The sequence below is a fragment of the Amycolatopsis sp. NPDC098790 genome (assembly GCF_044759945.1).
Classification (GTDB): Bacteria; Actinomycetota; Actinomycetes; order Mycobacteriales; family Pseudonocardiaceae; genus Amycolatopsis.
This window is the reverse complement of record NZ_JBIWAI010000002.1, coordinates 1,825,765-1,839,920: the sequence shown is the minus strand read 5'-3', so window position 1 is coordinate 1,839,920 and position 14,156 is coordinate 1,825,765. Positions and strand designations below refer to the sequence as shown.

The window sequence follows — 14,156 nt, the reverse complement described above, 5'->3', positions numbered from 1 at the left end:
CGTTACCGGTGAGTATGCGAAACGCTTTCAGCTTCTTCTAAGGAAAATCTGTCACCGGAGAGTGGAAAATTCTTGTCGGCAAGCGCGCGGCGGGGGACTGGAGGTACCGATGGTGTCCGGCTGAATACCGGGAGTCGTGCTGGTCGGAGCCGGTGCCGTCCGCGCGCGGCCGTCACGAGTGAGGTCGCGTGAGCACGACGAACCCGGGAGATCCGGGGATCCACAGTGGACTCCCGGTTCCGGCGACGCGAATCGCGCCGGGGCTGGGCGCCGCTTTCGGCTGTGGGTAAAAATGCCGGGAAAATAGCGGACGCGCAATCCGGAATTCCGCGGATTCCGGATTGCGGGACAGCTCGTTCGTCGTGGTGGTTTTTACCGCCACGACGCTTTGTGTTGTACGCGGGAAACGGCAGGACCGCCGGTCGTCGTGGTCCGGTGTGGTCAGTCGCACTGCGTCCGCCGGGTGAGAAGGCTTGCCCCATCTGGTGGTGTGTGGCACGTGGACCCCAGGTCGGGCCGCGGAACGTGACGGCGGCGTTAAATTCTTGCGTCTTCCGGCTGGTCCATCGCGAATTTTCTGAACCGGTACGACGAAATCGTGGTGGGTTGTTGACGACGGCGGTGCGAACCCGCTTAAGTACTCCCCGTTGCCATCACCCTTTCGTGCGTAGCGGGAGTTCCCATGCGTGTTCCGAAAGCCGACCGCGGATCGGCCGGCCTGATCGTCGCCGTGTCCCCCGTGCGGTGGCCGTCGGCGCGCGCGGTCGCCGCCGCCGCGCGCGGGGGCGGGCTCGGCGTCCTCGACCTGACCGGCGGCCCGGCCGCCGCGGACGAGCTCGCGCTGCTCGCCGAGTGGGGCGTCCCGGAGTACGGCGTCCGGCTGGCCGGCCCCGTGGCCGACCTGCCCGAAGCCGTGACCACGGTCCTGCTGACCGAAGACTCGCCGTGCACCGCGCGCGACTTCCCCGGTCGCCGGGTGCTCGCCGAGGTCACGAGCCGCGCGTCGGCCGCGCGAGCCGTCGACGGCGGAGCGCACGGCCTGATCGCGCGCGGGCACGAATGCGGTGGCCGGACCGGCGAGCTGAGCACGTTAGTGCTGCTCCAGGCCCTGCTCGAAAACTTCGCCGTGCCGGTGTGGGCGGCGGGCGGGATCGGCCCGCACACCGCGGCCGCGGCGGTCGCGGGCGGCGCGGCCGGGGTCGTCGTCGACACCCAGCTCGCGCTGCTGCCGGAAGCCGAGCTGCCGTCGGCGCTCACCCGCGCCCTCGCCGGGCTGGACGGCTCCGAGACGACGGTCGTCGACGGCGTCCGCCGCCTTTCACGGCACGGTTCTGAGCCGATCGAAGCCGGTCAGGACGTCTTCCTCGCCACCCGGTTCCGCGACCGGTGGGGCACGGTGACCGCGGCCGTGCGCGGCCTGGCCGACGCCATCGGTGACGCCCTGCGCGTCGAAACCCCGGTGCTCGGCCCCGGCAGCGCGGGCAGCCGCGCGCTGGGCACGGCGCTGCCCATCGCGCAGGGACCGATGACCCGCGTCAGCGACCAGCCGGCGTTCGCGGCCGCGGTGGCCGCGGGTGGCGCCCTGCCGTTCATCGCGCTGGCCCTGTCCGGGCCGGACCAGACCCGCGACGTCCTGGAACGGACCCGGGAAGCCGTCGGCGACGCACCCTGGGGCGTCGGTGTCCTCGGCTTCGCCGCGGAAGACGTCAAAGCCGCGCAGCTGGCAGTGATCCGCGAGCTGCGGCCGACGCACGCCATCATCGCCGGCGGCCGCCCCGCGCAGGCCGCGGCGCTGGAAGAGGCGGGGATCTCGACGTTCCTCCACGTGCCGTCGCCGGGACTGCTGAAGCAGTTCCTCGAAGCGGGGGCCCGCAAGTTCGTCTTCGAGGGCTCGGAGTGCGGGGGCCACGTCGGGCCGCGTACCAGCTTCCCGTTGTGGGAGGCGCAGCTCGGCGTCCTCGCCGACCTCGTCGCGGCCACGCCGGACGCGGCCGCCGACCTGCAGTTGCTCTTCGCGGGCGGGATCCACGACGAGCGCTCGGCGGCGATGGTCGCCGCGCTCGCCGCGCCGGTGGCCGCGCGCGGCGCCGCGATCGGCGTGCTCATGGGCACCGCCTACCTCTTCACCCGCGAGGCCGTCGACGCCGGCGCCGTGCTCCCGCTGTTCCAGCGCAGCCTGCTCGGCGCCGAGCACACGGACCTCCTGGAGACCGCGCCGGGCCACGCCACCCGCTGCGTCCGCAGCCCGTTCACCGAGGAGTACGCGGCGATCAAGGCCGACCTCGCCGAACAGGACGTCCCGAGCCGGGACGCCTGGGAACGGTTGGAGCAGCTGAACGTCGGCCGGCTTCGCTTGGCCAGCAAGGGGATCGAGCGCGTCGGCGCCGAGCTGCGTGACGTCGGCGAGGACCGGCAGCTCGCCGAAGGCATGTTCATGGCGGGCGAGGTCGCCGTGCTGCGCTCGGCCGTCACGACGATCGCCGCCCTGCACACCGCGGTCGGCGAAGGCGCGAACGCGGTCCTGCGCGAGCGGGCGGCCGCCTTCGCCGTCGAGACGGCGGAACCCCCGGCGCCCGAACCCCTCGACATCGCGATCGTCGGGATGGCCTGCATGTTCCCGCAGGCGCCCGACCTGGCGACGTTCTGGGCGAACGTCCTGGCCGGCGCGGACGCGGTCACCGAGGTGCCGCCGCAACGCTGGGACACCTCGCTCTACTACGACCCCGAGGGCCAGGGGGAGAAGACGCCGTCACGCTGGGGCGGGTTCCTGCCCGAAATCGGCTTCGACCCGCTGAAGTACGGCATCCCGCCGTCGTCGCTGGCCAGCATCGAACCCGTGCAGCTGCTGGCCCTGGAGGCCGCGCACCGCGCGCTCGTGGACGCCGGCTACGAAGACCGCCCGTTCGACCGGGCCCGGACGTCGGTCGTGTTCGGCGCCGAGGCGGGCAGCGACCTGTCGAACGCGATGTCCCTGCGGACCGTCCTGCCGTCCTATGTGGGCGGACTGCCGTCCGCTTTGGACGATCAGCTGCCGCGGATCACCGAGGACTCGTTCCCCGGTGTGCTGGCCAACGTGATCGCCGGCCGGATCGCCAACCGGCTCGACCTGGGCGGCGCGAACTACACCGTGGACGCCGCGTGCGCGTCGTCGCTGACCGCCGTCGACGTCGCCTGCAAGGAGCTGACGGCCGGCACGAGCGACCTCGTGCTGTGCGGCGGCGCGGATCTGCACAACGGCATCAACGACTACCTGCTGTTCGCCTCGGCGCACGCCCTCTCGCCGACCGGGCGGTCGGCGACGTTCGACAGCGCGGCCGACGGCATCGCGCTCGGCGAAGGCGTCGCCTGCGTCGCGCTGAAGCGGCTCGCCGACGCCGAACGCGACGGCGACCGCGTCTACGCCGTGATCAAGGGCGTCGGGGCGGCTTCGGACGGGCGGGCGCTGGGTCTCACGGCGCCGCGGCCGGAAGGCCAGCACACCGCGCTGACCCGCGCGTACCGCAACGCCGGCGTCTCGCCCGCCCGCGTCGGACTGGTCGAGGCGCACGGCACCGGCACCGTCGTCGGCGACCGGACCGAGCTGGGCACGCTGACGAAGGTGTTCACCGAGGCCGGGGCCGCGCCGGGCGGCTGCACGATCGGGTCGGTGAAGTCGCAGATCGGGCACACGAAGTGCGCCGCGGGGCTGGCCGGGCTGATCAAGACCGCGCTGGCCTTGCACACCGGCGTCAAACCGCCGACGCTGCACCTGTCCGCGCCGAACCCGGCGTGGGACGCCTCGACCAGTCCGTTCGTGTTCCGGACGGCCGCGCAGCCGTGGGCCGCGCCGCCCGCCGAGCGGATCGCCGGGGTCAGCGCGTTCGGCTTCGGCGGCACCAACTTCCACGTCGTGCTCGGCGCGCACGACAGCGTCCCGCCCGCGCTGTCGGCGGACGAGTGGCCGGCCGAGCTGTTCGTCTTCGGCACGGACGCGGCGGTCCGCGACCTGCTGGCGCTCGCTTCGGACGTCCCGGCGGGACAGCAGCCGTGGCGGCTGCGGGACCTCGCGCTGTCGGCGGCGCTGCGGGCCCAGGGCCGGCCGGTGCGGCTCGCGGTCGTGGCGTCCACTGTGGACGAGCTGACCGGGTTGCTGCGGCAGGCGCTCGCCGGCGAGGACGCCCCGGGCCTGTACCGCGCCGGCTCCGACGAGCCCGGCGAGGTCGCGGTGCTGTTCCCCGGCCAGGGCAGCCAGCGGCCGGGCATGTTCGCCGAGCTGTTCGTCGCCTTCCCGGAACTGCAGCGGTACCTGCGGCTGGACCCGCCGACCGCCGACGTCGTGTTCGGCCCGGCGGTGTTCGGCGAACCCGCGCGGCAGGCGCTGGCCGACCGCGTCACCGACACCCGCGTCGCCCAGCCCGCGCTCGGCCTCACCGGCTTGGCCGCGTTCCGGCTGCTCACCCGCGCCGGCGTCCGGCCCGCGATGCTCGGCGGTCACAGCTACGGCGAGCTGACGGCGTTGGCCGCGGCGGGCGCGTTGACGCCGGAGGCGCTGCTGCACGCCAGCCACGCGCGGGCGGCGGCGATCCTCGGCGCCATCCCCACGGGCGACCCGGGCGCGATGGCGGCCGTGTCGGCGTCGGCATCGTCGGTCGAGTCGGTGCTCGCCGGATCCGATGTGGTGCTGGCCAACCACAATTCGCCGTCGCAGACGGTCATTTCCGGCCCGACTGCCGACGTCGAGGACGCGGTCGGGCGGCTGCGCGCGGCGGGGTTCGGCGCCAAGCGGCTCCCGGTCGCGTGCGCGTTCCACAGCCCCCTGGTCGCGGCGGCGGGGGAGACGTTCGGCCGCGACCTCGACGCGATCGGTGTCGTGCGGCCCGCCGTCCCGGTGTACTCGAACCGGACCGCGGCGCCGTACCCGGAGTCGCCGGACGACATCCGAGGTGAGCTGGCCGCGCAGGTGGGCTCGCCGGTCCGGTTCGTCGAGCAGATCGAGGCGATGTACGCGGCGGGCGCGCGGGTGTTCGTCGAGGCGGGACCGGGTGTGGTGCTGGCCAGGCAGGTCGGCGCGATCCTCGGGGACCGTCCCCATCGGACGGTCGGGTTCGAGCAGCCGGGCCGCCGTGGCCTGCCGGGGTTCCTGGGCGCTTTGGCGCAGCTGGCGGTGGCCGGGGTGGACGTCGAGACGGGCTGGCTGTTCCGCGGCCGCGACGCGGTGGACGCGGCTTCCGTGCCGCGGCGGAAGCGTCCCGGGTGGACGGTCGACGGCCATCTCCTCCGCACGGCCGACGGTGTCATTCCGGCTGGGGCTCTCCGTCCGGCTTCGCGGGTTTCGCTCGGGTCGTCGGTGGCGGTGCCGGAGTCGACCGCGGAAGCGATGGTCACCGACTTCCTGCGGACGAGCCGGGAGATGATCGCGGCTCAGCGGGACGTGCTCTTGGGGTACCTGGGCAGTGAGGCGCCGGTCGTCGTGTCAGCACCGGTGCCGGTTGTCGAGGCGCTGCCGGTCCCGGTGGTGGTGCCTTCCGAGCGGCCGGTGCTGGAAACGATCGTCGAGGTCATCGGAGAGCGGACCGGGTATCCGGTGGAGATGATCGAGCCGGACCTCGACCTGGAAGCCGACTTGAGCGTGGACTCCATCAAGCGGGCGGAAATCGCCGGCGAGCTGGCCACCCGGCTGGGCCTAGCGGGCGGCGACATCGAGGAGTTCGCCAAGGCTCGAACGGCGGCGGCGATCGCGGAACTGGTCGGCGAGGTGCGCCCCAATGTGGCCTTGGTTGCGTCAGACGCACCGAAGGCCGCCTTGGGTGCGTCTGACGCACCGAAGGCCACATTGGGGCGCTCGGTCTTGGAGACCGTGGTCGAGGTGATCGGGACCCGGACGGGTTATCCGGTGGAGATGATCGAGCCCGATCTCGACCTGGAAGCCGACTTGAGCATCGACTCGATCAAGCGCGCCGAGATCGCGGGTGAGCTGACGGTTCGCCTCGGCACGGGTGACGTGGAGGAACTCGCCAAGGCGCGCACGGCCGCGGGGATCGCCGAGATGTTCGGCCCCGGCGCTGCCGGCGGCCTGGCGGGGACGGGCGATGGCAGCAGTGCGGCGAACCACTTCCGGCCGGAGCCCGACGCCGGCCAACCAGCCGGGCGCCGGGCTGAATCCCAGCCTGGGGTTCACCACTCCGGACCGCAGCCGGTGATCGTCGCGCCGAAGCGGTACCTCATGACCGAAGTCGACCTCGCTCCCGCCACCAGCCCGGACATCGCCGGGAGCCGGTTCCTCGTGCTCGGCTCCGGTCCCCAGGCCGAAGCCGTCCGCACCGAACTCGTCACGCACGGCGCCGACGCCGAGATCAGTACCGACGTCCGACCCGGGTTCGACGGCTACCTGCACCTCCCCGACGGCGATCCCGTCCTGCCCGCCGCCTTCCCCCAGTACCAGGCGATCCTCGCCGAGAAACCTCGCTGGCTGCTCACCGCCGGACCCGCCGAAGGGCTCCGCGGCTTCTACCGCAGCGTCTCCCGCGAGTACCCCGGTACCCTCGCCCGGGTCGTCGAACACGCCGACCCCGCACAGCTGGTCGCCGAGCTGTCCACAGTGGACCGCGAGCCCGTCGTTCTCAGGGACGGAAAGCGGCGCGGCCTCGCGCCCAGCGAACAGCCCCTGGGCCTCCTCGGCAGCAGCGGCGCGGGCCCGGCCGGCGACGGCGCCGCCGAAGCGGCCGCCATCGGGCTGGACCGGGACTCCGTCGTCCTGCTCGTCGGGGGCGCCAAGGGCATCACCGCCCGCTTCGCCACCACCCTCGCCGCCGCGACCCGCTGCCGCGTCGAACTGCTCGGCCGCACCCCCGTTCCGACCGGCGACGAGTTCCCCCACGCCCACGACGCCAAAGCCCTGCGCGCCGCCCTCGTCGAAAAGGGACTGAAGAGCCCCGCCGAGATCGAGAAGACCGTCCGGCGCGTCCTGAGCGAACGCGAAGTCCGCACGACCCTGACGCAACTGGCGGAACGCGGCAGCCCGGTCCGCTACCAGTCCGTCGACATGCTCGACGCCGAAGCCGTGCACCGCGCGGTCAAGGAGATCCACGCCGAGTACGGCCGGCTCGACGGCATCGTCTACGCCGCCGGTGTCATCGAGGACAAGCTCGTCCCCGACAAGACGCCCGAGTCGTTCGCCCGCGTCTACGGGACCAAAGTGGACGGTGCCAGGACGCTCCTCGAGGCCACCGCCGACCTGCCCGACGAGCCGAAGTTCGTCGTGCTCTTCGGCAGCATCGCCGCGACGCTCGGCAACCGCGGCCAGTCGGACTACGCCGCCGCCAACGACGCACTCGAAGCCCTCGGGCGGCGGTGGCCTGCCGGGCGGGCGGTCACCGTCCACTGGGGACCGTGGGCGCCCACCGGCGACCACGACGGCATGGTGACGCCCGAGCTGATGCGTGACTACGCCCGTCGCGGCATCGAGCTGATCGACCCCGACGAAGGCACCCTCGGCCTGCTGCGCGAGCTGGCCTGGGGTCGCCAGGACGTCTCCGCCGTCGTCCACACCGCATCGGGGTGGTGACGGTGGTGATGGACCCGCGCGTGGCGATCGTCGGGATGTCGGTGCTGCTGCCGGGTGCCCCGGACCTCGCGGCGTACTGGCGCAACCTCGTCGGCGGCGTCGACGCCATCACCGAAGTCCCGCCCGAGAAGTGGGACGGCGTCCACTACGCGCCGGACGAGCGGCGCGCCGACCGCGTCTACTGCCGCCGCGGCGGGTTCGTCGACGAACTGGCCGAAGTGGACGTCACCGGCTTCGGGATCATGCCGAACTCGGTGCCCGCCACCGAACCCGACCAGCTGATCGCACTGCGCGTCGCGGCGCAGGCCCTCGCGGACGCGGGCGGCCCGGACCGGCTGCCCGCCGACCGGGCGAAGGTGGGCGTGGTGCTCGGCCGTGGTGGCTACCTGACGCCGGGGCTGGTCCGGCTCGACCAGCGCGTCCGGACCGCGAGCCAGCTCGTCCGCACGCTCGGCGAACTCCTGCCGGAACTCGGTGCGGACCGGCTCGACGCCGTCCGGCAGGCCTTCACCGACCAGCTCGGCCCGGAGGCGCCGGAGTCCGCGATCGGGCTCGTGCCCAACCTGGCCGCGTCCCGGCTGGCCAACCGCCTCGACCTGCGCGGCCCGGCGTACACAGTGGACGCCGCCTGCGCGTCCTCGCTGATCGCCGTCGACCACGCGGTGCGCGAACTCGCGTCCGGCCGCTGCGACGTCGTGCTCGCCGGCGGCGTCCACCACTGCCACGACATCACGTTCTGGAGCGTGTTCACCCAGCTCGGCGCGCTGTCGCCGTCCGAGCGCATCCGGCCGTTCCACCGCGACGCCGACGGCGTGCTCATCGGCGAGGGCACCGGCGTCGTCGTGCTCAAGCGCCTGGCCGACGCCGAACGCGACGGCGACCGCGTGTACGCCGTGATCACCGGGACCGGTGTCGCCTCCGACGGCCGGACGGCGAGCCTGGCCAACCCGGACTCCGGCGGCCAGGTCCGCGCGGTCCGCCAAGCGTGGGCGGCGGCCGGGCTCGACCCCGCCGAACCGGACTCGCTGGGGCTGCTGGAAGCGCACGGGACGGCGACCCCGGCCGGTGACGCGGCCGAACTCGCCACCCTGGAAGAGGTCTTCGGCCCCGCGGGCGCGGCGGTCCTCGGCTCGGTGAAGTCGATGATCGGGCACACGATGCCGGCGGCCGGGATCGCCGGGCTGGTCAAGGCGGCCTTGGCCGTGCACCATGGCGTCCTGCTGCCCACCCTGCACTGCGACGACCCGCACCCCGCGCTCGCCAGGACCCGGTTCTCCACTTTGGACACGGCGAAGGAGTGGGACGCGCCGGTGCGCCGGGCCGGGGTCAACGCGTTCGGGTTCGGCGGGATCAACGCCCACGTCGTCCTCGAACAAGCGCCCGGGCGCGCGAAGCCGGTCGTCGTCCGCGAGCCCGAGCGCGTGCTGCGGCTCGCGGCCCGCAGCGTCGACGAGCTGCGCGACCTGCTGGACCGGCCCGGAACGCGGCCGACCGGCGACGGACCCGTCCGGCTCGGCATCGTCGACCCGACCGAGAAGCGCCTGGCGCTGGCCCGCAAGGCGGTCGGCCGGGGGAAGCCGTGGCGCGGCCGCAACGACGTCTGGTTCGCCGATCGCCCGCTGCTCGGCCCGGGCGGCGGCAAGCTGGCGTTCGTGTTCCCCGGCCTGGAGTCGGAACTGGCGCTGAACTGCGGCGACGTCGCCCGGCACTTCGGCCTGCCGTGGGACCACGACGACGTCGAAGTCGGCGACGTCGGGCGCCAGGGCACCGCGGTGTTCGAGCTGGGCAGGCTGCTCGGCTCCGCGCTCGGCCGGCTGGGGGTCACCCCGGACGCCGTCGCGGGGCACAGCCTGGGGGAGTGGACGGCGATGGCCTTCGCCGGCGTGTACGCCGAAGAGGAGGTCGACGCGTTCCTCGCCGGGTTCGACCCGGACGCGCTCGTCGTCCCCGGCCTCGCGTTCGCGGCCATCGGCACGCCCGCGCCCCGCGTGCTCGAAGAGCTGGCCGGCCGCGCGGACGTCGTGCTCTCCCACGACAACTCGCCCAACCAGGCCATGGTTTGTGGCCCCGCAACCGCGGTCGAGGCCCTCGTGACGCGCTTCCGGGACGCCGGCATCGTCGCCCAGGTGCTGCCCTTCCGGTCCGGGTTCCACACGCCGATGCTGCGCCCCTACCTCGGCCCGATTCGCGAGGCGGCGGCGCGGTTCACCCTGCACCCGCCGCGGATGCCGCTCTGGTCGGCGACCACGGTGTCGGAGTACCCGGCGACCGAGGCGGGGATCCGCGAACTGTTCGTGCGGCACCTGCTGGAGCCGGTCCGGTTCCGGCCGCTGGTGCGCGCGCTGCACGCGGCAGGCGTCCGGGCGTTCGTCCAGGTCGGCGCGGGTCAGCTGGGTTCGCTGGTCGGCGACACCCTGCACGGCGAAGACCACTTGGTCGTGGCCGCGCACTCCGCGCACCGGCCCGGGCTCGCCCAGCTGCGCCGCATCGCGACGGCGTTGTGGGCCGACGGCCTCGACATCGACTTCACGCGGCTGCCCGGCGATCGCCCGGCCCCGCACAAGGCCGTCAAGCTGGACCTCGGCGGCCGGCTGATCTCCCTGGACGACGAGGTCCGCGCGCGCATCGCGCTGCCCGCCGTCCGCAAGTCCACTGTGGACGACCTGGCGGGCAAAGGCCCGCTCGCCGCGGAGTTCGCCGCCTTGCTCAAGGACACCGCCGACCTGGCCTCCGCCGTGCTCGCGGGCCGTCCCGAAGCGGCACTTTCACGTGAAAGTGCTGCCCCAGGACGGAGCTTTCACGTGAAAGCTCCGCCGCCGAGGGAGCTGGACACGTCCCTGACCGTGTCGGTCGAGACGATGCCGTACCTGCTCGACCACTGCTTCTTCAAGCAGCCGCCGCAGGCCGAGCCCGGGGACCGCTGGCCGGTCGTGCCGGCGACCACGGTGATCGGCCACCTGATGGGCTTCGCCGAACAGGCCGCGCCCGGCCGCCACGCGGTCGCCGTGCACGACGTCCGGCTGACCCAGTGGATCACGGCCGTGCCGGCGGTCACCGTCGGCGTGCGCGTCCGGCCGCAGGGCCCCGACCGCGTGCTCGCGGCCCTCGACGGCTACTCCCAGGCCACCGTGGAACTCGCCCCGGCGTACCCGGCGGACGCGCCCGCACCCTGGGCGTTGCCCGCGTCGGCCGAGCAGGTCCCCGAGACCACGGCGGCGCAGCTGTACGACGAACGCTGGATGTTCCACGGCCCGCGCTTCCAGGGCGTCACCGAGCTGACGGCGGTCGGCGAGCGGCACGTCCGGGCCGTCCTGACAACCCCCGCCGCACCCGGCGCGCTGCTCGACAACGTCGGCCAGGTGCTCGGCTACTGGATCATGTCCCGGCTGCGCGAGCGCACCACCGTCTTCCCCGTCGGCATGCGTGAGATCCGGTTCCACGGCCCACACCCGGCACCGGGGGAGCGCCTCGACTGCCTGGTCAAGATCACCGGGCTGACCGGCGAGTTCCTCGACGCCGACATGCAGCTCGTCCACAACGGACAGGTGTGGGCCGAGTTCACCGGCTGGCGCGACCGCCGGTTCGACAGCACGCCGCACATCCGCCAGGCCGACCGGACGCCGGAGCGCTCGACGCTGTCGATCGAGCAGCCGGGCGGCTGGGCGCTGGTGCACGAGCAGTGGCCCGACCTGGCCACTCGCGAACTGATCATGCGCAACTACCTCGCGGGTGCCGAACGCGAGGCCTACGACCAACGCCCGCCGCGCGGCCGGCGCCAGTGGCTGCTCGGCCGGATCGCGGCGAAGGACGCCGTCCGGCAGTTCCTGTGGGCCCGCGGCGAAAGCGAGATGTTCCCGGCCGAGCTGCGGATCGGCAACGACGAGGCCGGCCGTCCCCACGCGACCGGGGCGTACGGCCGGTCCTTGCCGCCGTTGACGATTTCGGTGGCCCACCGCGGCGAGGTCGGCGTGGCGATCGCCCGGCCCGGCCGGTGCGGCATCGACGTAGAAGAGGTCGCCGCCCGCACGGAGTCCACTGTGGACGCCGCACTCGGCGCGGGCGAGCAGGCCCTGTTCGCCGGGCTGAGCGGCGACCCGGAGCGCTGGTTCGCCCGGTTCTGGACGGCCAAGGAAGCCGTGGCGAAGCTGCTCGGCACCGGGCTGCGCGGCGAGCCGAGAGACTTCGAAGTCGTCGCGGCGACGCCGGACGAGCTGACCGTCCGCGCCGCCGGCACCGGCTTCCTCGTGCACTGCACCGACGTCGAAAGCCTGCCCGGCGCACCGCCGCGCCGGTACGTCGTCGCCTGGACCGAAGAGACGAAGGAGACCGCGGGATGAGCATCGAGACCACGGCCACGGACGAAGCGACCGTGCTCGCCCAGCTCGGCGGCATGTTGCGGGAATTGCTGGAGGAGTACGGCCTCGACGACGCCGAGATCACCATGGACACGACGTTCCACGACGACCTCGAGCTGGAGAGCGTCGACCTGGTGGCGCTGTCCGGGCAGCTGCGGGAGCACTACGGCGAGCGCGTCAACTTCGCGACCTTCATCGCCGAGCGCGACCTCGACGAGATCATCGCGCTGACCGTCGGCGAGCTCGTCCGCTACATCGTCGCCTCGCTGCGGGCGACGGCGTGAGCAAGGTCCGCGCCGGCGAGCTGGACGTCCACGTCCAGCGGCTCGCCCCCGACGTGCCGCTCGACGGGGACGCGCCGCTCGTCGTGTGCGTGCACGGCCTGCTCACCGACAGCCTCGCCAGCTACTACTTCACGCTCGGCCCGGCCTTCGCCGAGCGCGGGCTCGACGTGCTGATGTACGACCTGCGCGGGCACGGCCGCACGACCCGGCCGGCGGCCGGCTACCACTTGGAGGAGTTCGTCGGCGACCTCGTCGCGGTCCTCGACGCGTGCGAGGTGACGCGGCCGGTGCACGTCGTCGGCAACTCCTTCGGCGCGTCGGTCGCGTTCGGGCTCGCGGCGGCCCGCCCGGACCGGGTGGCGAGCGTCGTCGTCATCGAGGGCGAACCGCCGACCGAAGAGTGGACGCGGCACATGGCCGACGGCCTCGCCGACGCGAAGACCCGGCTGGCGATCGACGAGGTCATCGGCTGGATCGCCGACAACCACGGCGCGCACACCGCGCGGCTGTCGAAGGCGGCCAACAAGATCCTCCAGACCACCACGATCGCCGAGGACATCCCGCGCAGCGCGACGATCGCCGCGGACCTCTCGGCCGTGCGCTGCCCGGTGTTCGCCATCTTCGGCGGCGACTCCGGCCTCGCCGAGCAGGTGCCGCACTTCGAGACGCACCTGGACCGCTGCCGCTGCGTCGTGCTGCCCGACCAGGGCCACTCGGTGCTGGTCGAGCGCACCGCCGAAGTGATCGAGCTGATCTTCGGCTGGGTCCGCGACACCTCGCGCGTCCCGGTGCGGACGCGGTAGTGGCCCGGTTCCTGTTCGTCGTCCCGCCGCTGGTCGGGCACGTCAACCCGGCCGCCGGCGTCGCGGCCGAGCTCGTCGCGCGCGGGCACGAGGTCGCCTGGGCGGGGCACGAGGAACTGCTCCGGCAGCTGGCCGGCCCGGACACGCTCGTCTTCGCCTGCGACCTGCCGGCCGGGGCGCCCGCGCGCCCGGCCGGGCTCAAGGGACCGGCCGCGCTGCGGTTCCTCTGGGAGGACTTCCTCGTCCCGCTGGCCGACGCGATGGCGCCCGGCGTCGCGGCGGCGATCGACGCGTTCGCCCCGCACGTCGTGGTCGCCGACCAGCAGGCACTGGCCGGCGGGGTGCTGGCCGAGGCCCGCGGGCTGCCGTGGGTCACGTCGGCGACGACGTCGGCCGAGCTGGTCGACCCGCTGGCGGGCATGCCGAAGGTCGCGGACTGGGTCGGTTCGCTGCTGCACGAACTTCGGACGCGGATCGCCGGCGGCCGCGGCTCGGCCGACCCGCGGTTCTCGCCGCACGGCGTCCTGGCGTTCACCACCCGCGAGCTGCTCGGCGCGGCCACGCTCCCGCCGCGCGTGCGGCTCGTCGGGCCGGCGCTGGGCGAGCGTCCGTCCACAACGGACTTCCCGTGGGAGTGGCTCGACCCGCTCCGGCAGACGGTGCTGGTCTCGCTCGGCACGGCGAACACCGAAGCGGGCGGCCGGTTCCTGGCGACCGCGGCGGAGGCGTTCGCCGGACTCGACGCGCGGGCGGTGCTCGTCGACCCGGGTGAGGTGCTCGGCCCGGTGCCGCCGAACGTCCTGGTGCTGCCGCGAGTCCCGCAGCTGGCGCTGCTGCCGCGGATGGACGCGGTGCTGTGCCACGCGGGCCACAACACCGTGTGCGAAGCGCTTTGGCACGGGCTGCCGCTGGTGGTCGCCCCGATCCGCGACGACCAGCCGATCGTCGCCGCCCAGGTCGTGGCCGCGGGCGCGGGCATCCGGCTGCGGTTCGGCCGCGCCGACGCCGAGCGCGTCGCGGCGGCGGTTTCGGAGGTGCTGACCGAGCCGGCGTACCGGCGGGCGGCGGAGACCGTGGCGGCGTCCTTCCACGCCGCGGGCGGAAGCGCGGCCGCGGCCGGTCATCTGGAACAGCTCGCCCTGGAAAGCCTGGCTCATTTGCGGCCGTGAAA

General features: G+C 73.7%; 5 protein-coding genes. All 5 read left to right on the top strand.

All coding sequences use genetic code 11. From position 1 onward, the window contains the following. Positions 1 to 682 precede the first annotated feature (682 nt). From ACIQWX_RS22290 to ACIQWX_RS22270, 5 genes are read left to right on the top strand one after another with little or no spacing between them, the layout of a single operon-like run. The gene (locus tag ACIQWX_RS22290) at positions 683 to 7,543 is read left to right on the top strand and encodes an SDR family NAD(P)-dependent oxidoreductase (protein WP_400874024.1); all 6,861 of its coding nucleotides are present in this window, start codon (positions 683 to 685) and stop codon (positions 7,541 to 7,543) included. Positions 7,544 to 7,551: 8 nt separating this feature from the next. Then, positions 7,552 to 11,880, top strand: a complete 4,329-nt coding sequence (locus tag ACIQWX_RS22285) for a beta-ketoacyl synthase N-terminal-like domain-containing protein (RefSeq protein WP_400875858.1) — start codon at positions 7,552 to 7,554, stop codon at positions 11,878 to 11,880. Beyond that, the gene (locus ACIQWX_RS22280) at positions 11,877 to 12,182 is read left to right on the top strand and encodes an acyl carrier protein (protein WP_400874021.1); all 306 of its coding nucleotides are present in this window, start codon (positions 11,877 to 11,879) and stop codon (positions 12,180 to 12,182) included. Before ACIQWX_RS22285 ends, ACIQWX_RS22280 begins: the two co-directional genes overlap by 4 nt. Beyond that, on the top strand, positions 12,179 to 12,985 hold the full coding sequence (locus tag ACIQWX_RS22275) for an alpha/beta fold hydrolase (RefSeq protein WP_400874018.1): 807 nt from the start codon (positions 12,179 to 12,181) through the stop codon (positions 12,983 to 12,985). The genes ACIQWX_RS22280 and ACIQWX_RS22275 overlap by 4 nt, the downstream gene beginning before the upstream one ends. Further along, complete coding sequence (locus tag ACIQWX_RS22270) at positions 12,985 to 14,154, top strand: glycosyltransferase (RefSeq protein ID WP_400874015.1); 1,170 nt, start codon at positions 12,985 to 12,987, stop codon at positions 14,152 to 14,154. Before ACIQWX_RS22275 ends, ACIQWX_RS22270 begins: the two co-directional genes overlap by 1 nt. The last annotated feature ends 2 nt before the right edge of the window (positions 14,155 to 14,156 follow it).

Excerpts from the sequence above, each read along its gene's own strand:
- ACIQWX_RS22290 (WP_400874024.1), top strand. The coding sequence starts at position 683 with ATGCGTGTTCCGAAAGCCGACCGCGGATCGGCCGGCCTGATCGTCGCC.
- ACIQWX_RS22285 (WP_400875858.1), top strand. The coding sequence starts at position 7,552 with ATGGACCCGCGCGTGGCGATCGTCGGGATGTCGGTGCTGCTGCCGGGT.
- ACIQWX_RS22280 (WP_400874021.1), top strand. The coding sequence starts at position 11,877 with ATGAGCATCGAGACCACGGCCACGGACGAAGCGACCGTGCTCGCCCAG.